General features: G+C 67.2%; 19 protein-coding genes. 6 read left to right on the forward strand and 13 right to left on the reverse strand.

Features of this window, described 5'->3' with window-relative positions; all coding sequences use genetic code 11:
* Position 1 precedes the first annotated feature (1 nt).
* The gene (locus tag VIK36_RS06955) at positions 2–1,423 is read right to left on the reverse strand and encodes an MFS transporter (protein ID WP_324644607.1); all 1,422 of its coding nucleotides are present in this window, start codon (positions 1,421–1,423) and stop codon (positions 2–4) included.
* A gap of 278 nt (positions 1,424–1,701) precedes the next feature.
* Here VIK36_RS06955 and VIK36_RS06960 point away from each other — a divergent pair, with 278 nt between their 5' ends.
* Positions 1,702–3,111: an MFS transporter gene (locus VIK36_RS06960; protein ID WP_324644608.1), complete on the forward strand. Its 1,410-nt coding sequence runs from the start codon at positions 1,702–1,704 to the stop codon at positions 3,109–3,111.
* Positions 3,112–3,168: 57 nt separating this feature from the next.
* On the opposite strand, the gene VIK36_RS06965 is transcribed toward VIK36_RS06960, so the two are convergent.
* The 6 genes from VIK36_RS06965 to VIK36_RS06990 form a co-directional block, all read right to left on the reverse strand.
* Positions 3,169–3,900: a glutamine amidotransferase gene (locus tag VIK36_RS06965; RefSeq protein WP_324644609.1), complete on the reverse strand. Its 732-nt coding sequence runs from the start codon at positions 3,898–3,900 to the stop codon at positions 3,169–3,171.
* A gap of 106 nt (positions 3,901–4,006) precedes the next feature.
* Entirely contained in the window at positions 4,007–4,444 is a 438-nt protein-coding gene (locus VIK36_RS06970; protein WP_255174928.1) for a YybH family protein, read from the reverse strand.
* A gap of 18 nt (positions 4,445–4,462) precedes the next feature.
* Positions 4,463–6,274, reverse strand: a complete 1,812-nt coding sequence (locus VIK36_RS06975; RefSeq protein WP_420716254.1) for an acetyl/propionyl/methylcrotonyl-CoA carboxylase subunit alpha — start codon at positions 6,272–6,274, stop codon at positions 4,463–4,465.
* A gap of 130 nt (positions 6,275–6,404) precedes the next feature.
* Complete coding sequence (locus VIK36_RS06980; protein ID WP_255174929.1) at positions 6,405–7,049, reverse strand: Maf family protein; 645 nt, start codon at positions 7,047–7,049, stop codon at positions 6,405–6,407.
* A 9-nt stretch (positions 7,050–7,058) separates the two neighbouring features.
* Positions 7,059–9,581, reverse strand: coding sequence for an MMPL family transporter (locus tag VIK36_RS06985; protein ID WP_324644610.1), 2,523 nt, complete (start codon positions 9,579–9,581; stop codon positions 7,059–7,061).
* 18 nt (positions 9,582–9,599) lie between these two features.
* Positions 9,600–10,289: a TetR/AcrR family transcriptional regulator gene (locus VIK36_RS06990; RefSeq protein WP_324644611.1), complete on the reverse strand. Its 690-nt coding sequence runs from the start codon at positions 10,287–10,289 to the stop codon at positions 9,600–9,602.
* Between the two features lie 198 nt (positions 10,290–10,487).
* Here VIK36_RS06990 and VIK36_RS06995 point away from each other — a divergent pair, with 198 nt between their 5' ends.
* Entirely contained in the window at positions 10,488–11,042 is a 555-nt protein-coding gene (locus VIK36_RS06995; RefSeq protein WP_324644612.1) for a hypothetical protein, read from the forward strand.
* A 98-nt stretch (positions 11,043–11,140) separates the two neighbouring features.
* Here the strand turns inward: VIK36_RS06995 and VIK36_RS07000 are convergent, their stop codons facing one another.
* From VIK36_RS07000 to VIK36_RS07020, 5 genes are all read right to left on the reverse strand, one after another.
* Positions 11,141–12,592, reverse strand: coding sequence for a dicarboxylate/amino acid:cation symporter (locus VIK36_RS07000; RefSeq protein WP_324644613.1), 1,452 nt, complete (start codon positions 12,590–12,592; stop codon positions 11,141–11,143).
* 118 nt (positions 12,593–12,710) lie between these two features.
* Complete coding sequence (locus VIK36_RS07005) at positions 12,711–13,565, reverse strand: phosphatase PAP2 family protein (RefSeq protein WP_255174934.1); 855 nt, start codon at positions 13,563–13,565, stop codon at positions 12,711–12,713.
* A 129-nt stretch (positions 13,566–13,694) separates the two neighbouring features.
* Positions 13,695–15,380, reverse strand: coding sequence for a DUF885 domain-containing protein (locus VIK36_RS07010; protein WP_255174935.1), 1,686 nt, complete (start codon positions 15,378–15,380; stop codon positions 13,695–13,697).
* A gap of 26 nt (positions 15,381–15,406) precedes the next feature.
* Positions 15,407–15,637: an acyl-CoA carboxylase epsilon subunit gene (locus VIK36_RS07015; protein ID WP_255174936.1), complete on the reverse strand. Its 231-nt coding sequence runs from the start codon at positions 15,635–15,637 to the stop codon at positions 15,407–15,409.
* Complete coding sequence (locus VIK36_RS07020; RefSeq protein ID WP_255174937.1) at positions 15,634–17,217, reverse strand: acyl-CoA carboxylase subunit beta; 1,584 nt, start codon at positions 17,215–17,217, stop codon at positions 15,634–15,636. Before VIK36_RS07020 ends, VIK36_RS07015 begins: the two co-directional genes overlap by 4 nt.
* Positions 17,218–17,432: 215 nt before the next feature.
* Here VIK36_RS07020 and VIK36_RS07025 point away from each other — a divergent pair, with 215 nt between their 5' ends.
* The 4 genes from VIK36_RS07025 (at position 17,433) to VIK36_RS07040 (ending at position 21,097) form a co-directional block, all read left to right on the forward strand.
* Positions 17,433–18,320 (forward strand): SDR family oxidoreductase, encoded by an 888-nt coding sequence (locus tag VIK36_RS07025; protein ID WP_255174938.1) that lies wholly within the window; start codon positions 17,433–17,435, stop codon positions 18,318–18,320.
* An 84-nt stretch (positions 18,321–18,404) separates the two neighbouring features.
* Positions 18,405–19,313: a biotin--[acetyl-CoA-carboxylase] ligase gene (locus VIK36_RS07030; protein WP_255174939.1), complete on the forward strand. Its 909-nt coding sequence runs from the start codon at positions 18,405–18,407 to the stop codon at positions 19,311–19,313.
* On the forward strand, positions 19,306–19,905 hold the full coding sequence (locus VIK36_RS07035; protein ID WP_324644614.1) for a PH domain-containing protein: 600 nt from the start codon (positions 19,306–19,308) through the stop codon (positions 19,903–19,905). Before VIK36_RS07030 ends, VIK36_RS07035 begins: the two co-directional genes overlap by 8 nt.
* A 112-nt stretch (positions 19,906–20,017) precedes the next feature.
* Positions 20,018–21,097 carry an adenylate/guanylate cyclase domain-containing protein gene (locus VIK36_RS07040; protein ID WP_236561043.1) on the forward strand — a complete coding sequence of 360 codons (1,080 nt, stop codon included), beginning with the start codon at positions 20,018–20,020 and terminating at the stop codon, positions 21,095–21,097.
* A 367-nt stretch (positions 21,098–21,464) separates the two neighbouring features.
* On the opposite strand, the gene VIK36_RS07045 is transcribed toward VIK36_RS07040, so the two are convergent.
* The gene (locus VIK36_RS07045; protein ID WP_324644615.1) at positions 21,465–21,710 is read right to left on the reverse strand and encodes a hypothetical protein; all 246 of its coding nucleotides are present in this window, start codon (positions 21,708–21,710) and stop codon (positions 21,465–21,467) included.
* Positions 21,711–21,735 lie beyond the last annotated feature (25 nt).

Raw genomic sequence — 21,735 nt, forward strand, 5'->3', positions numbered from 1 at the left:
GTTAGACGTGTCCCATCGCGTTCCGGCCGGCGTTGCGGATGTAGCAGGTCCAGCAGACCACCAGCATCAGGACGTAGGCACCGACGAATCCGTAGAAGGCCGGGGTGTAGGAGCCGCTGGCGGTGCTGGAGGCATTGAGCACCTGGGGAATGACGAAGCCGCCGTAAGCGCCGATCGCGGAAATCAGGCCGAGGGCCGAGGAGGCGAGCCGCTGGGTGGCCACCGGGTTTGCACCGTTGCGGGCAGCCCGGCTGGAGGTGGCGAAGATGACCGGAATCATCCGGTACGTGGCCCCGTTTCCGAAGCCGCTGGCAGTGAACAGCATCAGGAAGAGAACCAGGAAGAGCAGGAAGTTCTTCAACGGCAGGGTCCAGATCATGGTCAGGGTGATCACGGCCATCGCGGCGAAGGCCGATACGGTCATCCGGGCCCCGCCCATGCGGTCCGCCATGCGGCCGCCGTAGGGACGGGCCAGCGAACCCACCAGGGGGCCGAGGAAGGCCAGGGACAGGGCCACGGTTCCCACTCCAATGGAGGAGAACGCGGGGAAGTAGTCCTTGATCAGCTTGGGGAACACGCCGGCGAAGCCGATGAAGGAGCCGAAGGTGCCGATGTACAGCAGCGCCATGATCCACAGGTGCGGTTCCTTCAGTGCAGCGACCGAACCGGCCACGTCACCCCTGGCGCTGGTGAGGTTGTTCATGTACTTGAAGGCACCGAACGCGGCCAGCAGGATGAAGGGGACCCACATCCAGCCGGCCATGGGAAGGTTGACGGTGCCCGCGGCAAGCAGGGTGATAACGATGGGAACGGCAAGCTGTGCGACGGCGGCGCCCAGGTTTCCGCCCGCGGCGTTCAGTCCCAGCGCCCAGCCTTTTTCCCTGGCCGGGTAGAAGAACGTGATGTTGGCCATTGAGCTGGCGAAGTTGCCGCCGCCGAACCCGGCGAGGGCGGCCACCAGGAGCATCACACCGAACGGTGTGTCCGGGTTGGAGACGCAGAGGGCCAGTCCGGTGGAGGGGATCAGGAGCAGCAGGGCGGAGACGATGGTCCAGTTGCGGCCGCCGAAGCGGGGGACCATGAAGGTGTAGGGGATGCGGAGGGTGGCGCCCACCAGGCTTGGCATGGAGATGAGCCAGAAGATTTCCGAAGTGGAGAAGGTGAAGCCTGCGGCGGGAAGCTGGACCACCACGATGGACCACAGCTGCCAGACGACGAAGCCGAGGAACTCGGCGAAGATGGACCAGTTCAGGTTGCGGCGGGCGATGGCCCGGCCTGCGGCCTCCCACTGTTCCTTGTTCTCGGCATCCCAGTTGGCGATCCAGCGGCCGGGGCGGAATTCAAGGGCAGGGGCGTCGGTAGTGCGGGTAGGGCCGGGCTGTGCGCTGGTGGATACGGCATCAACGGTGCGGTCAACAGTCACGGGTTACCTCCTTCAGGGGATGTTGTTCCTCCAAGGTAGGGACGGCGCGTTTCGCGGACAGTCGATGTTTGTTAACGCGCTGTGACTTTTGCCTATCCGGGCCCGCCACGCGGCGTGAGGCGGTGTTGGCGGCCGGAATATGAGATGCACAACACATGTCCGCATCGTGGACCTTTCGTCCATTGACTGGACGCGGCGAAGTAAGATCGAACTCTAACTATTCGCGCCGGAAGGCAGCACTGCCCTGCACCCGGCCGGTCTCACGAAAGCGTTTACCCATGTCATCCACCGATACCACCAAGGTGCCTGGTTCGCACCAGCCGGTGAACTCCCGCGGCCGCGTCATCGTGGCCAGCCTGATCGGCACCACAGTGGAGTTCTACGACTTCTACGTCTATGCCACGGCCGCCGTGCTCGTGTTCCCGAAGCTCTTCTTCCCGGGAGCGAACGAAACCACCCAGCTGCTGAGCTCCTTCGCCGTCTTCGGCGTGGCCTTCATTGCCCGCCCCCTCGGCTCGATCGTCTTCGGGCACTTCGGCGACAAGTTCGGCCGCAAGGGAACCCTGGTGGCGTCGCTGCTGACCATGGGCATCGCAACCTTCCTCATCGGCTGCCTCCCCACGGCGCTGGTTCCGGGCTGGGAGTTCTGGGCGCCGGCCATGCTGGTGGTCATGCGCTTCGCCCAGGGCCTGGCCCTCGGCGGCGAATGGAGCGGCGCGGCCCTGCTGGCCACGGAGAACGCCCCCGCCAACAAGCGCGCCATTTACGGCACCTTCCCGCAGCTCGGTGCCCCCATCGGCTTCATCATTGCCAACGTCATCTTCCTGGTGGCCAGCTACACCCTGACCCCGGAAGCCTTCCAGGCCTGGGGCTGGCGCGTCCCGTTCCTGCTCAGCGCCGTCATGGTGATCCTGGGCCTCTACGTCCGGCTCAAGCTGATCGAAACCCCGGCCTTCACCAAGGTGGTGGAATCCAACGAGGTAGCCAAGCTTCCGCTGGGCCGGGTCTTCAAGTCCAGCTGGCGCCAGCTGATCCTGGGCACCTTCATCATGCTGGCCACGTACGTGCTGTTCTACCTGATGACCACGTTCACGCTGACCTACGGCACCAAGCCCACCCTGGAGGGCGCCAAGGCCGCAGCCGAAAAGGCCGGCAAGCCCATGTCCGAGGCCGCTGCCGCCGCGTTCGTTCCGGGCCTTGGCTACAGCCGCAACGATTTCCTCTGGATGCTGATTGCCGGCGTCGTCTTCTTCGGCATCTTCACCCTGGTCTCCGGACCGCTGGCCGAGAAGTACGGCCGCCGCAAGATGCTCATGGCCGTCACCGCCGGCATCTTCGTCTTCGGCCTGCTGTTCGTCCCGCTGTTCAGCGGCGGCTTCGTGGGCACCATGGGCCTGCTGATCCTCGGGTTCTCCCTCATGGGCCTCACCTTCGGCCCCATGGGTGCGCTGCTGCCGGAACTGTTCCCCACGAACGTCCGCTACACCGGCTCGGCCATCAGCTACAACTTCTCCAGCATCCTGGGTGCCGCGGTGGCCCCGTTCATCGCCGTCGCCCTGTGGGAAGCTGCCAAGGGCAGCCCGCTGCTGGTAGGCATCTACCTGACATCCATGGCTGTGCTGACCCTGATCGCGCTGTTCCTCACCCGTGAGACCCGCGACCTGGACTACGAGAACAACGTCGCCTGACGCTTCGTTTGCCCCAATGCCCGGTGCTGCCTTTCGGCACGCCGGGCATTGCCGTTTTCAGCGGGCGTAGCGGGCCACGAAGTTCTTCAGCACCGCCATGGGCTCGGTGACGGTGAACCGCCGTGCTGCCGCCATGAGCTCCTCGGCGGATTCCGGTGGAAAGTACCCGGCGTCCCGGTAGATATCGATCCGCGTCACCAGCCCGTCGGCGTCCAGTTCGGGGTGGAACTGGGTGGCATACAGGTTGGTCCTGATGCGGAACATGTGCACCGGGCAGGTTGCTGCCCGTGCCAGGAGGACTGCGTGCGGGGGAAGCGAGCTGACGGCCTCCTTGTGCCCGGTCAGCGCCGTGAAGCGTTGGGGCATGCCCTGCAGGATGGGGTCCTGCAGGCCTTCGCGGGTCAGCTCCACTTCCACCGCCCCGAGGGGCTCGCCATAGGTCCGGTCGATCACGGCGCCCTGGTGGCTCCCGAGGGTTCCGACCCCGTAACAGGCCCCAAGGAACGGGAAGTCGCGGGCCACCAGCTGGTCCAGCAGTGCGGCCAGCTCCTGCTCTACCCGGTGCTGGACCGTGCTCTTGTGCTCCGCGGGGTCGCTGGACGTGAACGGGCTGCCGCCCACGATGACGCCGGAGTATTTGGAGAGGTCCATCGGGGGCAGGGGAGCGGCTTCGAGCCGGATCCGGTGCAGCTCCCGCTCCTCCAGCCCGCCGTACCTCAGGTACGCGGCATACTCGTCCTCAGCGGCGGCGTCTTCCGCGCGGGAGGCGAGGAGCAGGAAAGGCAGCATGTGCTAAGTCTGCATCCTGCCGGCGCCGCCTGCCAGCATTCCCGCCGCGGGCACCCTGCCGGCAGCGGGCCCCACCAGGCACCCGCAGGCCGGCGGGGCAGCCGGCTCAGGCCGGGGGCTGCGTGAGTGAGCGGCGGGACTGCGGCCGGGCGGCGGGGTCAGCGTGGCGGTGCACCAGCTTCCAGTAGCCCTCCTCGCGGCGGAAGATGCTGGTCACGCGGAGCGCGAACTCCTCCGTGGTGGCGGCGGTGTCCAGCCGTGCCCGGAAGTGTTCGGTCTCCACCAGGTAAGCGGTGTCGCGGGCCGTGTAGGAGGTGACGGTGTCGAAGCCCAGCATCTCGCCGTCGCGGAACTGCCGCGCGGCCTGGTCCAGCCGCGCCTCCACCTGGGCCCAGCCGCGGGCTATGCCGCCGAACGGGTTGGCCAGGGTGACGTCGTCCAGCCGGGAGTACAGGTCCTTGATCGGCGCCGGATTTCCCCGGGTGATCTCGGGGACCGCCTGGTGGTAGCGGTCCACTTCTTCCTGGAAACTTGGTGCGAGCATGGCTGCGTGTGCCGCTTTCTAGTCTTCGATGGTGGCGATGATGGCGCCCGCGGACACCGTTTCCCCGGCAGTTGCGGTCAGTCCCGTGATGGTGCCGGACCGGTGCGCGGTGAGGGGCTGCTCCATCTTCATGGCCTCGAGGACCACCACAAGGTCGCCTTCAGTGACCACATCGCCGTGCGTCACGGCCACCTTCACGATGGTGCCCTGCATGGGGGAGGTCAGTGCGTTGCCGGTGGCTGCGGCCGGGCCGGCGGAGCGGGAGCGTTTCTTGGACTTGCCCGGCTTGCCGGCGGCGGCCGAGGCCGTTCCCGGGGTGCCCAGGGACGCGGGGAGGACTACCTCGAGGCGCTTGCCGCCCACCTCCACCACGACGCGCTGGCGCTCCTCGGCGGCGCCCTCGCCGTCAGCGGGGGTGTCCGGGGTCCAGGCCGGCAGGTTGTTGGTGAACTCGGTTTCGATCCAGCGCGTGTGGACCGTGAAGGGCCCCTCAGCGGGTGCGAAGGCGGGGTCCGTGACGACCGCGAGGTCGAACGGGATGACGGTGGGGATGCCCTCCACCACCATTTCTTCCAGGGCGCGGCGGGCGCGCTGCAGCGCCTGCGGGCGGCTGGCACCGGTGATGATGAGCTTGGACAGCATGGAATCGAAGTTCCCGCTGATGACGTCGCCCTGTTCCACGCCGGAATCGACGCGGACGCCGGGACCGGTGGGGTTTTTCAGGACGCGGAGCGTACCGGGGGCGGGCAGGAAGTTGCGGCCCGGGTCCTCGCCGGTGATGCGGAATTCGATGGAGTGTCCGCGCACCTCGGGATCGCCGTAGCCCAGTTCCTCGCCGCGGGCCAGGCGGAACTGCTCGCGGACCAGGTCGATGCCGGTGACTTCCTCGGAGACGCAGTGCTCCACCTGCAGGCGGGTGTTGACCTCGAGGAAGGAAATGGTCCCGTCCTGGCCCACCAGGAATTCGCAGGTGCCGGCGCCCAGGTAGCCGGCCTCCTTCAGGATCGCCTTGGAGGATTCGTAGAGGCGGCGGTTCTGGTCTTCGGTAAGGAAGGGTGCCGGAGCTTCCTCGACGAGTTTCTGGTTGCGCCGCTGGAGCGAGCAGTCGCGGGTGGACACCACCACCACGTTGCCGTGGGCGTCGGCCAGGCACTGGGTTTCCACGTGCCGGGGAGCGTCCAGGAAGCGCTCGATGAAGCATTCACCGCGGCCGAAGGCGGCGGTTGCCTCGCGGACCGCGGATTCGTAGAGTTCGGGGATTTCCTCGCGGGTGCGGGCTACCTTGATGCCGCGGCCGCCGCCGCCGAAGGCCGCCTTGATGGCTACCGGCAGGCCGTGCCGGTCCACGAACTCCAGGACTTCCTCAGCGGATTCGACGGGGTCTGCGGTGCCGGGAACCAGGGGAGCGCCCACCTTTTCGGCGATGTGCCGGGCGCGGACCTTGTCGCCCAGGGCGGAGATGGCCTCGGGGGAGGGGCCGATCCAGGTGATCCCCGCGGCAATCACCTTGGCGGCGAACTCGGCGTTCTCAGCCAGGAAGCCGTAGCCGGGGTGGATGGCGTCGGCGCCGGACTGGCGGGCGGCGTCAATGATCTTGTCCATGACCAGATACGACTCGGCAGCGGTGGTCCCGCCCAGGGCGTAGGCCTCGTCAGCGAGCCGGACGTGCAGCGCATCCCGGTCCGGGTCAGCGTAGACAGCCACGGAGGCGATGCCTTCGTCCCGGGCCGCCCGGATGATCCGCACGGCGATTTCGCCGCGGTTGGCGATCAGCACCTTTGTGAGGCTGGGCTGCGTGGTTCCTGCGGACTGCTCCAAATTTGCTGACAAGGCGTCTCCTTCTTTCCTTCAGGGAGCCTAGCGCGGTTTTGGAGGTTCCGCCGATATTACTTGCGGAATCCGCGTGTAAACCGGCCTGCCTTTGTAGGGAAGCTACAAGTGGTGCCCAAAAGGAGCTGCTTTACCGCGGCGGCCAGAGGTCCGTGATGCGAACGTTGGCAGCAGCGAGCAGGCCGCGCAGCGTGGAGACGGAAAGGCCGACGACGGCGTGCGGGTCGCCGTCGACCTTCCGGATGAAGGCCCCGCCCAGGCCGTCGATGGTGAAGGATCCGGCGCAGTGCAGCGGCTCGCCGGTGGCGATGTAGGCGTCGATCTCCTCGGGGGCCATGTCCAGGAAGGAAACCTCGGCTGAGGCGACCGCCCCGAGCGTGGCGCCCGAACCGCGGCCGGCGCCGTCGTCGTCGTCCGTGTCCCTGCAGTCCACCAGCCAGTGCCCGGTGTGCAGAACTCCCGCGCTGCCGCTCATGCGGAGCATCCGTTCGCGCGCGACGTCGGCGGTGTAGGGCTTGCCGTGCGCTTCGCCGTCGAACTCGAAAACGGAGTCGCAGCCCAGCACCAGCGCACCCTCCGCCTCCGGCAGCGCGGCGACGGCTTCGGCCTTGGCGCGGGCCAGCAGCAGCGCGGTGTCGTGCGGGTCCGTGACGCCGTACTGCGCCTGGACGGCCGCTTCGTCGACGTCGGAGACCAGCACGGTGTGCCGGATGCCGGCCTCCGCCAGGAGCTTGGTGCGGGCGGGGGACTGGGAGGCGAGGATCAGATGGAGCACGGTTTCAGCCTAGTGGACCAGCTCGCCCGGAGCCGGTGCGGCCTGGCCGCGGTTGAGCTTGGCGCCCTCCACGTCCACGTCCGGCAGGATCCGGTCCAGCCAGCGCGGCAGCCACCAGGACTTGGCGCCCAGCAGGTACATGACGGCCGGGACGATGGTCATGCGCACCACGAAGGCGTCGAACAGGACGCCGAAGGCCATCGCGAAGCCCAGCGGCCGGACCATGGTGAGGTGGCTGAAGATGAAGCCGGAGAACACGCTGACCATGATGATCGCGGCGGCGGTGACCACGGCGGCTGCGTGCCGGAAGCCCACCCGCACCGCTTCCTTGGCGGATGACCCGTGCATGTAGGCCTCGCGCATGCCGGAGGCGATGAACACCTGGTAGTCCATGGCCAGGCCGAACAGCACACCGATCAGGATGATGGGCAGGAAGCTCAGCACGGCGCCGGGGTTGGCCACGTCGAAGACGTTCCCCAGCCAGCCCCATTGGTAGACAGCCACCACGGCGCCGAAGGCGGCCGACAGGGACAGCAGGAAGCCGCCCGTGGCCAGCAGCGGGACCACGATGGAGCGGAACACCAGCAGGAGCAGGACCAGGGAGAGTCCGACGACGATCGCCAGGTAGGGCGGCAGGGCGTCACCGAGCTTGGTGGAGACATCCACGTTGCCGGCGGTTTGGCCGGTCAGGCCCATGGCAACGTCGTAGTCGGCCTTGATCTCGCCGTTCAGGCCCCGGAGTTCGGAGACCACCTTGACCGTGCTGGCGCTGGCCGGGCCTTCCTTGGGGATGACCTGGAAGACGGCGGTCCGGCGGTCCTCGCTGAGCGCCACCGGTACGGCGGCGACCACGTTGTCCACGGCCCGGAGCTTGTCCGCGATGTCGAACTGCAGCTTCTGCGCCTGGGCCGCGTCCAGGTTCGCCGGGAACTCGCCCACGGCCACGATCGGTCCGGTGACGCCTTCGCCGAAGCTGCGGGCGGTCAGGTCGTAGGCCTGGTAGGCCTCGGACTCCACGGGTTCGGACCCGCCGTCGGGCAGGGCCAGCTGGAGCTGGGTGGCGGGCAGGGCCAGGGTCCCCAGCAGGAGGATGCCGGCGGTCAGTGCCACCCAGGGGTGCTTGGTGACCAGGCCGCCCCACCCGTGGGTGCTTCGTTCGCGGTCGACGGCGATATCTGCGGCTTCGTGGCCCGGCTCGGCGTTGTGCGCCTCGGACTTGGCCCAGGCCCGCCTGGAGATGATGCGGCGGCCAATCAGGGACAGCATGGCGGGGGTCAGGGTGATGGCAACGAGCACCGCCACGGCCACGGTTCCCGCGGCGGCCAGGCCCATGACGGTGAGGAACGGCAGCCCCGGGACCACCAGGGCGGCAAGGGCGATGATCACGGTCAGGCCGGCGAAGACCACGGCGTTGCCGGACGTGCCGTTGGCCCGGGCGACGGACTCCTCAGGGTCCATGCCGGCCAGGAGCTGTGTCCGGTGCCGGTTGACGATGAACAGCGAATAGTCGATGCCGACGGCGAGGCCCAGCATGAGGGCCAGCATGGGGGAGATGGAGCTCATGTCGAACAGGCCTGAGAGTGCGAACGTGATGCCCACGCCCACGCCGACGCCGATGACGGCCATCAGCAGCGGCAGGCCCGCGGCGATCAGGGTGCCCAGCATGAGGATCAGGACCAGCGCCGCGACGGCGATGCCGACGATCTCCGCCGTCCCGAACAGGGCCGAGATGTCCTCGGTGATTTCCTTGCTGGCAAAGGCCTGGACGCCGGCGGAGGACGTCTGATGGGCGATCTCCTGTACCTGCTTGCGGACCGCCGGTGCCAGGCCGTTGATGGAGGTGTTGAACTGCACCTGGGCCACGGCCGCCTTGTTGTCCTCCGAGACGAAGCGGATGGCGGACGCGGCCTGGGCCTGGCGCTTGCCAAGTTCCAGCTTCGCCTTGTTGGCCTCCAGTTCCTGGGCGCCGGCGTCGAGCTTGGCCTGGCCGGCAGCCAGCGCTGCTTTTTGCTGGCCCAGCCGGGCCTCGACCACGGCTGCCGGTGCGCCGGCGGCCGTGAGCTGTTGCTCGGCCGCCGCGAGCTGTGCCTTCCCGGCCTCCAGCTGCGTCCGGGAGGCGTCAAGCTGCGCCTGGCCGGCCGCCAGCTGCTGTTCGCCGTCGGTTATGGCTTTGCCGGCCTGGTCCACCTGGGCCTGGGTGGCGAACGGGTCCACCGTGCCGCGGACCTCGGGAATGGTCTGGAGTTTCTTCAGCGCATCCGTGACGGCCGCACGGCTCTCAGCCGTAAACCCGCCCCCGGGGGCTTCGAAGACAATCGTGGCGCTTCCGCCCGAGGCTGCCGGCAAATCCTGCTTGAGCTTGTCCGCGATCCGCTGGGTCTCGGTGCCCGGGATCTGGAAGTTGTTGGACAGCGTGCCATGGAAGGCCGCGGCGGAACCGCCAACGGCCACCAGCACGGCAAGCCAGAGGGAGATGACAAGCCAGCGCCGGCGGTAGGAGAACTTGCCGAGGCGGTAGAGGAGGAGTGCCATGCGGGAGGACCGATCTGATCAGGAGGAACGGGTGGCGGATGGGAAAGCAGTGGTGGTGAAGCCGGCGCCCAGCAGGGCCATGGCATCAATAAGCAGTTGGCGGAGTTCCGCCAGGGAGGCGGGTGACAGGTCCGGACCGCGCCGGCTGAACCAGACTTCCATGGCGGCTTTTCCGCAGGAGATGATGGAGCCGGCCAGGGCATGGACATACAGTTCGTCCCGCTCACCGGGGGTGCCGGCGAGGCGTTCGCGGGCCACGGTGAAGACCTGGGCCCGGCAGTGGTCCCACGCCTCCAGTTCCGTGTGTGACATCAGCGGGCTCTGCTGGGTCAGCGTGAACAATTCGGCCAGGGGCGCGATGGCCTTGGGATCGGCGAGGGCCACCAGTGCGGCCTGGGCCGACTCAAGCATGGGTTCGTCGGACGGGCGCAGGCGCAGTTGCTGGATGGCGTTGTCCAGGAATCCGTGGACGATGGACGCCAGGGCGGCGTCAGTGCTGCTGAAGTAGTTGAAGAAAGTGCGCCGCGAAATTCCGGCGGCATCGGCGATGTCCTCCACCGTGAAGTTGCCGGGGCCCTTGGAACGCAGGAGTCCCAGGGCGGCATCGGTGATGGCCTGGCGGGTGGCGGCCTTGTTCAGCTCGCGCCGGGAAGGGGCGGCGGACCCGGCGTCCTGGGTTGCGTCGGGCGGGGAAAAGGGGCTTGGCACGCCCTTACACTACGTGCAAGTTTGCACTGCATGCAAGTTGTCCTGCGCGGAGGCTCGGGTGCGTGGTGCCTCCGGATTCACAGGAGAACGAAAGGTTCCCAACAGCCTCTGCTGAACCCGGTCGCAGATGCTTGGAATGTCCCGCCACGAGGCGTATCACCAGAAGCCGTCAGGCGACGGCGAATCAGGAGACAAGAAATGACACGCACGAAGAAGATGACCCTGGGCCTGTCAGCCGCGGCGCTGGCGCTCGGCGCAGGAATCGGCGTGGCCGGCATGGCCTCTGCCACCACCACAACTCCCACTCCCGCGCCGAGTGCAAGTTCCAGTGCCTCCACTGACGGCAGTACCGGCACCGGCCACGACGGCATGGGCAGGCACGGCGGCCGCGGCATGGAGCAGGCGTCCGCGCTGGCAGCGAAACTTGGTGTGGACGAAGCCAAGGTGACTGACGCGCTGAAGGCTTTCCGCGACGCCAACAAGCCCGCCACTCCGCCCGCCGACGGCCAGAAGCCGGACCCCGCCGCGCGCGAGGCCGCGCTCGCCAAGTCCCTGGCTGAGTCGCTGGGCATGGATGAGGCGAAAGTGACGGCCGCCCTCCAGGAGATCCGCAGCGAGGAGCAGTCCGAGCACGCCGCCGCGCTCAAGACCCGCCTGGACAAGGCCGTGGCGAATGGAAAGCTGACGCAGGCGGAAGCCGACGCGGTGACCAAAGCGGTCCAGAACGGGGTGATTGGCGGCGGCGGCCGCTGACTGCTGGCGGCCGGTGACTGGCCGGAGGCACCGCCCTTTGAACAAGAAAGGCGTCCCCGGGAGGTTCTCCCGGGGACGCCTTTCATTGCTGGTGCGCGTTACGCCTTTGCATCCTGCAGTTCGCGGGGTGCGGTGTCGGCGCTGGTGCCGTCCGTGGCGGATCCACCGGCGGCGGCGTCTTTGCCTGTTTCTTCTTCAACAAAGGGCGTGCCGTTGCGGGGTGCGTTGTACAGCGACTCGTCCAGGATGCCCTGGCGCTTGGCCACGATGGTGGGGACCAGCGCCTGGCCTGCGACGTTGACCGCGGTGCGGCCCATGTCCAGGATGGGGTCGATGGCAAGGAGGAGTCCGACGCCGGCCAGCGGCAGTCCCAGCGTGGAGAGCGTCAGCGTGAGCATCACCACGGCGCCGGTGGTGCCGGCCGTGGCGGCGGAGCCAAGAACGGAGACCAGGGCGATCAGCAGGTACTGGCTGAAGTCCAGGTGGATTCCGAAGAACTGGGCCACGAAGATCGCCGAGATGGCGGGGTAGATGGCTGCGCAGCCGTCCATCTTGGTGGTGGCGCCCAGCGGCACGGCGAACGAGGCGTAGGCGCGGGGCACGCCCAGGCTGCGCTCGGTCACGCGCTGGGTCAGCGGCAGGGTTCCCACGGAGGAACGGGACACAAAGGCCAGCTGCACGGCAGGCCATACGCCGGAGAAGTACTGCTTGATGGACAGTCCGTGGCTGCGGATCAGGATGGGGTAGACCACGAACAGCACCAGGACCAGGCCCGCGTAGATGGCCACGGTGAACTTGCCCAGTGAGCCGATGGTGTCCCAGCCGTAGACGGCGACGGCGTTGCCGATGAGGCCGATGGTGCCCAGCGGCGCGATGCGGATGATCCACCACAGCACCTTCTGGATCACGGCAAGGGCTGATGCGTTGAGGGTGAGGAACGGCTCTGCGGCCTTGCCCACCTTGAGTGCGGCGACGCCCACGGCGATGGCGATGACCAGGATCTGCAGGACGTTGAAGCTGACCGACGTGGTGACGGCGCCGGAATCGGCGACGGTGGAGCTGGCGCCCAGGCCGAGGAAGTTTTTGGGGAAGAGGCCCACGAGGAAGGCCCACCAGTCACCGGACTTGCCGGTGTACTTGGCGTCTCCGGAGATGCCGGTGTTGGCGCCGGGCTGCAGCAGCACGCCCAGGCCCATGCCGATCAGCACGGCGATCAGCGACGTGATGGCAAACCACAGGAGCGTGTTCCACGCCAGCCGGGCGGCGTTGGATACCTGCCGCAGGTTGGAGATGGAACTGACCACGGCGGTGAAGATCAGCGGAACAACGGCGGTCTGCAGCAGCGACACATAGCTTGAGCCGATGGTCTGCAGAGTGGCGCCGAGGGCGTTGGGGTTGGTCTTGGTGCTGCCGGTGTACTTTGCCAGCAGGCCGAGGCCAAGACCCACAATGAGGGCGGCGATGATCTGGAAGCCGAAGGAACCCGCCCACTTGGGGAGCTGGAATCCGGTCTTCCCTGCGGGGGAGGGGGTGCTTGTCTGAGTGCTCACCAGAACAAGCTAGACCTCCGCTAATATCACGTCGAACCAATATTGAGAAATATTACGCACCCCGGATCGGGGCCTCAGTGGGAAATCCCCGAAGAATCAAGGCGAGCGGCGGCATTTGTTACTTATTCCCGGCAGGGGTGTGCTTAACGTCTCGTGGTTCGTGGTGCTTCCTGACCGTCAGGTAGAGGCGGTGGGCGGTGATCACGATCGCCAGCCAGGCAGCACCCAGTGCCCAGGCGGCCAGCACATCGGTGAGCCAGTGATGGCCCAGGAAGACCCTGCTCAGGCCGATCGCAACGGCGAAGAGGGCTGCCGCTGCGGCGGTGATGATGCGGGCGCGGTTCGAGTGGAGCCGCAGGATAATGAGGTACGCCACGATGCCTGCAATCACCACCGCGTTCAGTGAGTGCCCACTGGGAAACGATGCCGAGTGTTCGTAGGGCGGTACGGCGTCGCTGAGGTCCGGCCGCGTTCGTCCCACCAGGCGCTTGCCGGCGATGGTCATCAGCAGTGAACCCAGGCCCGCGGTGACGATCAGGATGACGGGGGTCCAGGAGCGGCGCCGCAACGCGAGCGCCGCCATGATGGCGATGGCGAGGACCGGCATGCCGATGGTCCCGCCAACATCGGTGAATGCTGTGACAGCCACATCCAGGGCGGGGGTGCGGAGGTCCTTGCTGGCCGCCAATATCGGGTGGTCAAGTCCCGCCACCCCGTCGGCGGCCACTACCGCTTCATAGACCTCGCTGAACGCGGCGGTCAAGGCGGCGGAAATGACCGCCCCCACCAGCAGCGTCAGGATCAGTGCGCCGTGCGGGCCCAGTACCTGGCTGAGGCGGTGGACCACTCCCACCAGGCGCCGGCCTGCCCGGGTGTCCCATCTGGTGAGGTCCTTGCCACCCACGGACGTGTCCTGGCGAAGTTCGCCATGCACCCCCGTCTCAGCCGGCGTCCCTTGGAGGTTCGTCAACATCGTCTCCCTGCTCATTCGGCAATGCGCCACGGCAATTTAGTAAGCAAGCTTATTGATTGCCGTGGGCGCTGTCCACCAATTGCCGTGGGCATGGTCCACCCGCCAGGGATCCGGCCGGAGGGTGGACTGTCAGCTCAGCAGCGCCCGCCGCAGGGTATCGAGTCCAACAGAGCCGATGTTGAGGGCCCTGGTGTGGAACTCCTTCAGGTCGAACCCGGGCCGTGATTCGAGCTCCGCACGGATCTGTTCCCAGAGCCGCTGGCCAACTTTGTAGGAGGGGGCCTGGCCCGGCCAGCCAAGGTAGCGGGTGAACTCGAAGTTGAGCTGGCCTTCGCTGATGGGGAGGTTTTCCTTGAGGAATCCGTAGCCCTTGTCCGCGGTCCAGGTGCCGGTTCCCCAGCGTTCGGGCATCTCGAGTTCGAGGTGCACGCCGATATCGAAGACCACGCGGGCTGCCCGCATGCGCTGCATGTCCAGCATTCCCATATGGTCGCCGGGATCGTTCAGGTAGCCCAGCTCCTGCATGAGCTTCTCGGCGTAGAGGGCCCAGCCCTCGCCGTGGCCGGAGGTCCAGCAGACGTTCCGGCGCCACTTGTTGAGCAGTTCGCGCCGGTAGGTGGCGGTGGCCACCTGGAGGTGGTGGCCCGGGACACCCTCGTGGTACACGGTGGTGGTTTCGGCCCAGGTGGTGAAGGTGTCCTCGCCTGCGGGAACGGACCACCACATGCGGCCGGGCCGGCTGAAGTCGTCGGACGGGCCGGTGTAATAGATGCCGCCCTCGTCGGTGGGGGCAATCCGGCACTCAAGTGTCTTCATCACCTCGGGGATGTCGAAGTGCACGCCGGCGAGTTCGGCCACGGCCTTGTCGGAGAGGTCCTGCATCCATTCCCGGAGCGCCTCCGTGCCCTTCAGTTGCCGTGCGGGGTCGTTGTTGAGGATTTCCTTGGCTTCGGCAATGGTGGCGCCGGCCTTGATGGCGGCTGCGACCTGTTCCTGCTCCGCGATGAGGCGGTCGAGTTCCTGGACGCCCCACGCGTACGTTTCCTCCAGGTCCACCTCTGCGCCCAGGAAGGATCGGGAGGCCAGTGCGTAGCGGGCCCTGCCCACGGCATCCTTTTCGGGAGCGGCGGGGAGCAGTTCGGTGCGCAGGAATTCCGCCAGGCCGGTGTAGGCCCGGCGGGCAGCGTCAGCACCGGCGTCGAGCTTCTCCTGCAGGGCCGTGGGCAGCGGCCCCGCAGCCGTGGCGGCACCCGCGGCCAGCTTTGCGAAGAAGCCGTCCCCGGCGGCGTACTTGCTCACCTGTTCGATGACGATGCGCACCTGGCGGGCAGCGGCGACCTTGCCCGCATCCCTGGCCATGAGCAGGGACTCGGTGTAGCCGCTGATGGCAGCCGGCACGTTGTGTGCGCGCCCGGCGATGTGCTCCCAGTCCTGTTCGGTTTCGGTGGGCATGAGGTCAAAGATGGCGCGGATGTCCTGGGCCGGGGAGGCAATGTTGTTCAGGTCCGCATACTCCCACCCGGAGGCATGGATCAGCAGCTGCAGGCCCAACCGCTCCTGCATGGCGTCCAAGGTGACGGCGTCCACGTCGTCCTCCGGCTCCAGGCCTTCCAGCGCAACGAGGGCATCCCGTGCCGCCTCGGCGAACCCGGCGATGCCGGCAGGGGAGAAGTCCTGGTATTCCGTCTCATGTCCCGCCAGGCCAAGGGTGGTGGCAAAGGTCGGATTGAGCCTGATCAGGGTGTCGGTGTAGTTGTCCGCGACATCGTCGATCCGGGTATGCGGGCGCGTGGCGGGTGCAGTGTCGGTAGTCACATCCCGAGCCTACCCGGTGGCGAGGCTCAGCCCTGGCTGCGTCTCCATGCTCCCGGTCCGGGCGTGGGGGCGAGCCGCAGCTGCTGCCTCCGCACCCAGTGCCGCACGCTGGCGGTCCTGGCCGGTGCCGGGCTTTCCCCGCTGAGGGAAAGGACGACGGCGGCCAGCGCGGCCAGCTCCTCGGCGCTCGGCTGCCCTTTGACCACAGAGAGCAGGGGTTCGGCCTGGGGTTCCGGGGCTTCGGGAGACGCCGTCACAGCGGGATGTTCCCGTGCTTCTTGGCGGGGAGGCTGGCCCTCTTGTCCCGCAGGGCGCGCAGTCCCTTGATGATCTGGATGCGGGTGTCTGAAGGGGCGATGACGGCGTCCACGTAGCCCAGCTCAGCGGCCTGGTAGGGGTTGAGGAGTTCTTCCTCGTACTGCTGGATCACTTGGGCACGGCGCGCCTCGACGTCGCCGCCGTCCTCGGCCACGGCTGCGAGGTCGCGGCGGTAGAGGATGTTCACCGCACCCTGCGCGCCCATCACGCCGATCTGCGCCGTGGGCCAGGCCAGGTTAAGGTCGGCACCGAGTTTCTTGGAACCCATGACAATGTAGGCGCCGCCGTAGGCCTTGCGGGTGATGACGGTGAGCTTGGGGACGGTGGCCTCGGCGTAGGCATAGAGAAGTTTCGCGCCGCGGCGGATGATGCCCTGGAACTCCTGGTCCTTGCCGGGCAGGAAGCCGGGGACATCCACGAGGGTGATGATGGGGATGTTGAAGGCGTCGCAGTGGCGCACGAAGCGGGCCGCCTTTTCCGATGCGGCGATGTCCAGGGTGCCGGCGAACTGGAGGGGCTGGTTGGCCACGATGCCTACCGTGTGGCCCTCCACCCGGCCGTAGCCGATCATCACGTTGGGCGCATACAGGGCCTGCATCTCCAGGAAGTGCCCGTCGTCCACAATCTGCTCCACCACTGTGCGCATGTCGTAGGGCTGGTTGGCTGAATCCGGAACCAGCGTGTCCAGGGCGAGGTCGTCGTCGTCGGTCTCCAACTCCTGCTGGTGCCCCAGGACGGGTGCCTCTGCCAGGTTGTTCGACGGGAGGAAGTCCAGCAGTTCGCGCACGAACTCAATGGCATCGGTCTCGTCCGAGGCCAGGTAGGTGGAGGTGCCGGTGGTGGCGTTGTGCTGCCGGGCGCCGCCAAGGGTTTCCATGTCCACGTCCTCGCCGGTGACGGTCTTGATGACGTCGGGGCCGGTGATGAACATGTGCGAGGTCTTGTCCACCATCACCACGTAGTCGGTGAGGGCGGGGGAGTAGGCGGCGCCGCCGGCGGACGGGCCCATGATGAGCGAGATCTGCGGCACCACGCCGCTGGCATGGACGTTGTTCCGGAAGATGTCCGCGAACATGGCCAGCGAGGCCACGCCTTCCTGGATGCGGGCGCCGCCGCCGTCCAGGATGCCCACGACCGGGCAGCCGTTGCGGAGCGCGAACTCCTGGACCTTGACGATCTTTTCGCCGTTGACCTGGCTCAGCGATCCGCCATAGACGGTGAAGTCCTGGCTGTAGACCGCCACCAGGCGTCCGTCCACGGTGCCGTAGCCGGACACCAGGCCATCGCCCAGCGGTTTCTTCTTTTCCATGCCAAAGGCGGTGGAGCGGTGCACGGCCAGGGCGTCAAACTCAACAAACGAGTCCTCGTCCAGCAGCAGGGCGATGCGCTCGCGGGCGGTGTTCTTGCCGCGGGCGTGCTGCTTTTCGATGGCTTCGGGGCCGGAAGGCTGTTCGGCGCGCGCCTGGCGGTCGCGGAAATCGGCAATCTTTCCCGCTGTCGTTGTCAGATCGTGGCTCATCAAGTGTCTCCGGCTCTGTAGCAGGTCAGTTCTGTCGGCTGGCGGCCCGTGTTGTCCGGCGCTTTAAGTAGCATCCACACAAAAGACCAACCCTGCTGGCAAGTCTAGTGACGGTTTGGGCGCCGACGGCTGTAGGGAACCTACAATTTTCTGCGGCTCGAGCAACCCGATCGCAATGTTACTCGCCGGTAACATAATTGGGCTACAGTGTTCCCATGACTTCAAGCGACGATGCTTTGCATGCCTCCGAAAGCCCGTACCGGGCCGCCGGCTCCCTGGCGGGCCGGACCATCCTGCTGTCCGGCGGCAGCCGCGGGATCGGCCTGGCCATCGCCCTGAGGGCGGCCCGGGACGGCGCCAATATCGTCCTCCTTGCCAAGACGGGGGAGCCGCACCCCAAGCTGGCGGGCACCGTGTATACGGCTGCCAAGGAGCTGGAGGCGGCCGGAGGCCAGGCGTTGCCCCTGGTGGGCGACGTGCGCAGGGACGAAGACGTGGCCGGCGCCGTGGCCGCAGCCATGGACCGGTTCGGCGGCATCGACATCGTCATCAACAACGCCTCCGCCATTGACCTCTCCACCACGGACGCCGTGGACATGAAGAAGTACGACCTCATGCAGGACATCAACGTCCGCGGCACCTTCCTGCTGTCCAAGCTGGCGCTCCCGGCGCTCCGTGCCTCCGAACAGGGACACATCCTGACGCTCTCGCCGCCGCTGAACCTCCACCCCTCCTGGGCTGGAAAGCACCTTGCCTACACCATGGCCAAATACGGGATGAGCCTGACCACCCTGGGCCTGGCCGAGGAACTGAAGGCTGACGGGATCAGGGTCAACTCACTGTGGCCGTGCACCCTGATCGACACGGCGGCCATCCGCAACATGCCCCACGGCGACACCATGGTGCTTGCCGCCCGCGGCCCGCAGATCATGGCCGACGCCGCCCACGCCGTCCTGACCGGAAGCAACCTCGCCGCGGGCGCGCCGCCGTCGGGCAACTTCTACACGGATGAGCAGGTCCTCGCCGCCGCGGGTGTGACCGACTTCCGCCCCTACAGCCTGGGGGCACCGGAAGACCGGCTGGTTCCCGACATCTTCCTTTAGCAGGCCCCCTGCGGTGCCCGGACGGCCTGTTCCGCGAGGGCAGGTGGCTGGGTAGGACCCGGCCCGGCTCGGTAGGATCTAGCTATGGATGACGCACATGCACCGGGTTCCCCCCTGAACCGAGGGGACCTGGCCGACCAGCGTTTCCTCGCCGCCACGGGGATCCCCCGGATCGACGTCGTGGACTCCACCGGCTCCACCAACGCCGACCTCCTGCGCGGTGTCACGGTGGACCCTGGGGCATGGCCGGACCTCTCCGTCCTGACGGCGGAGTACCAGACAGCCGCACGGGGACGCCTGGACAGGCGGTGGGAGGCGCCCCCGCTGAGCTCGGTGTCTGTCTCCGTGGTGCTGCGTCCCGTCAACGCGGAGGGCAGGCCCCTCCCCACCCAGAGCTACTCCTGGCTGTCCCTCATCGCAGCCCTGGCGCTGCGTGAAACGCTGCTGGAAACGGCCGGCCTCCCGGCTGAGCTCAAATGGCCCAACGATGTCCTGGTGCGCGGCAGGAAAATCGCCGGCATCCTGGCCCAGCTGGGCCCCATGGTGGACGGCAGCGTGCCCCCCGTCATCCTGGGGACCGGGCTGAACGTCACGCTGCGCGAAAGCGAACTTCCGGTTCCCACTGCCACGTCCGTGGTCATCGAAGGTGCCCGCACCACCGACCGCACCGCGCTGCTGAAAAGCTACCTGTCCCACTTCGCGGTCCTGTACCGCAGTTTCTGCAACGCCGACGGCGACCCGACGGCAGGCATGGCGGGGGGCCCTTCGCTGCACAAAAGGGTTGAGGCCGTCATGGTCACCCTGGGAAAGCAGGTGCGCGCACAGCTGCCCGGCGACCACGAAATCATTGGGCATGCATCCCGGCTGGATGACTATGGCTCCCTGTTGGTGGTGGACCGGGACTCGCACGAGCACGTGGTCACTGCCGGTGACGTGGTGCACCTGCGGCCCTGGACATCCCCGGACGCGCCAAACCAGGGTGGGTATGCGTAAAACCCTCGTGCCAGGGGAGCAGGTCATCGTCACTACCCGCCCGCAGCCGAGGAAGCTCGCCGGAGCCGCGGTGGCCTTTGTCCTGGCGCCTGCACTTGCCGCCTTCGCCAGCGCCTGGGTCATCCGCGGCGGCGCAGCCCGTGTGGCGCCGGCCCTCGGCCGCCAGTGGACGCCATGGCTCGTGACCGCCTGCGTCCTCGCCGCCGCAGCCGTCTGGCTGGGCTATTGCCTGCCCCGCCTGCTGCGTTGGCAAGGCACCCGCTACACCCTGACCAGCCAGCGGATGGTGGCCCGGTACGGCCTGCTGAACCGGCGGGACCAGCAGGTGAACCTGGTGTCGGTGCGCAACCTGACAGTCCATGAATCGCTGCTGCAGCGACTGGTGCGCTCAGGGAATATATCCTTGGAAACCGGGCACCAGGGCATGGTGACCTTTCGCGACGTGCCCGAGGTCGCCCGGTTCCGCGACTTTATCCTCGACGCCATCGGGGAACTGCCGGACGACAGCGGGTCCCAGCCGGGTGGCGCGACGTATTACCCCGCCGGTGCTTTTCCGGAGGACATGAGAGAAGGTGGACGGGATGACCGATGAGGCCCAGCAGGAACGCGTCGAGCGCATCCCGACCGGAACCGCCGCCGTCGAGCCTGCTTCCGACGACTACCACGCCGGCGCGTCATTGGCAGGCCCGGATTCCCCCGCGGAAATGCCCGCCGTCGACCGGCACCCGCCCACAGGTGCCATGTCCGCCGAGCGCCTGGCCATGAAGGCGCTCGAAGCCCGGCTGCTGGGTGGTGAACGCAAGCTCCGCCGTCGTGAAGTTGCTGCCGGCGCTGGGCTGTCCCTCCTCTCTGCCCGCAAACTTTGGCGTGCCCTTGGATTCCCGAATTTCGGCGACGAGGACGTCGCGTTCACCGAACGTGACCAGGCAGCCCTGTCCACGGTGGTGGACCTGGTCCGCGCCGGCAAGCTCACGGAGGAAGCCGCCATTTCGGTGACCCGCTCCATCGGCCAAATGACCGACCGCATGGTGGTCTGGCAGATCGAAGCGCTGGTGGAGGACATGGTCCACGAGCAGGGCGTCACGGATGCCGTGGCCCGCAAGCGCCTGGTCAACGAACTGCCCGCGCTGGTGGACGCGCTGGAGGAAGTGCTGGTCTATTCCTGGCGCCGCCAGCTCAACGCCGGGGTTCAGCGGCTCGCGGTCCGGGCCGAAGCCGGTCTGCAGGCCAGCGAGGAAGGCCGTGAAGGCGACGAGGATGACGCTCCGTTGCCCCTGGCCCGCGCCGTGGGTTTCGCTGACCTGGTCTCCTACACCAGCCTGTCCCGCCGGATGAACGAGAAGACGCTCGCCCGCCTGGTCCAGCGCTTCGAGAACAAGTGCGCAGAGATCATCTCCGTCGGCGGCGGCCGGCTGGTCAAGACGGTGGGTGATGAAGTCCTGTACATCGCCGAAACCCCGGCAGCCGGTGCCGAGATCTCCCTGGCGCTCGCCGAGGCCTTCACCGAGGATGAGATCCTCCCCGAAGCCCGGGTGGCCATGGTGTGGGGCAGGATCCTGTCCCGCCTGGGCGACATCTACGGTCCCACTGTCAATCTCGCAGCGCGCCTGACCACCCTTGCGGATCCGGGCACGGTGCTGGTGGACTCCATGACCGCCTCCGCCCTGGAGCACGACGAGCGGTTCGTCCTGATTCCCCAGGAGCCGGAAAACGTGCGCGGCTTTGGTGAGATCAATCCCGTCCGCCTCACGCGCGGCCGGGGCAAGGGCCTGGTCCTCGACTAGTAAGCAGGCTTCGGCTGCCGCGCAAGCCCGCTGAAGTAATTTGTCCATTTGTTGGCGTATAGCGGTATCGTTGTGGTGCCCGGGGTCCCATGCCGCCGGCTGCAGGCAAAGAGCCTAGATCTACCGGGGGATTTTCACTCATGAAACGTCGCGGCCAAACGCGCGCCCAAAGCCCTGTTTCCGGCACGCCCCGGTGGCGCCGCCTGGCCCGCTCCCGGTGGTTCTCCGGTACTGCGTTTGGTGCTGTGGTTGCTGTGGTGGTGACGGGTGCTGTGTTGTATCCGGGGTTTAAGACCACTGAGGTGGAGTTGAATGACGGTGGTGTGTGGGTGGTGTCGAAGTCCAGGAATGCTGTGGGGCGGTTGAATTATCCGTCGCGGGTGTTGGATGGTGCGGTGACGCCGGCGTCGACGACGTTTGATGTGTTGCAGCATGCCGGTGAGGTGTTTGTTGATGATGAGACTGGTTCGACGTTGAACCAGGTGTCGCCGGCGAATATGCGTTTGGGTGGGGATAAGCAGTTGCCGGGGGCGGCTGATGTGAGTTTTGGGGCGCGGACGATTTCGGTGACGGATGCTGCGTCGGGGAAGGTGTGGGCGGTGTCGCCGTCCACGGTGAATGGTTTTGATAAGGAAGCG

Origin of the sequence: Pseudarthrobacter sp. LT1 (assembly GCF_035621795.1) — a bacterium.
Lineage (GTDB): Bacteria > Actinomycetota > Actinomycetes > Actinomycetales > Micrococcaceae > Arthrobacter.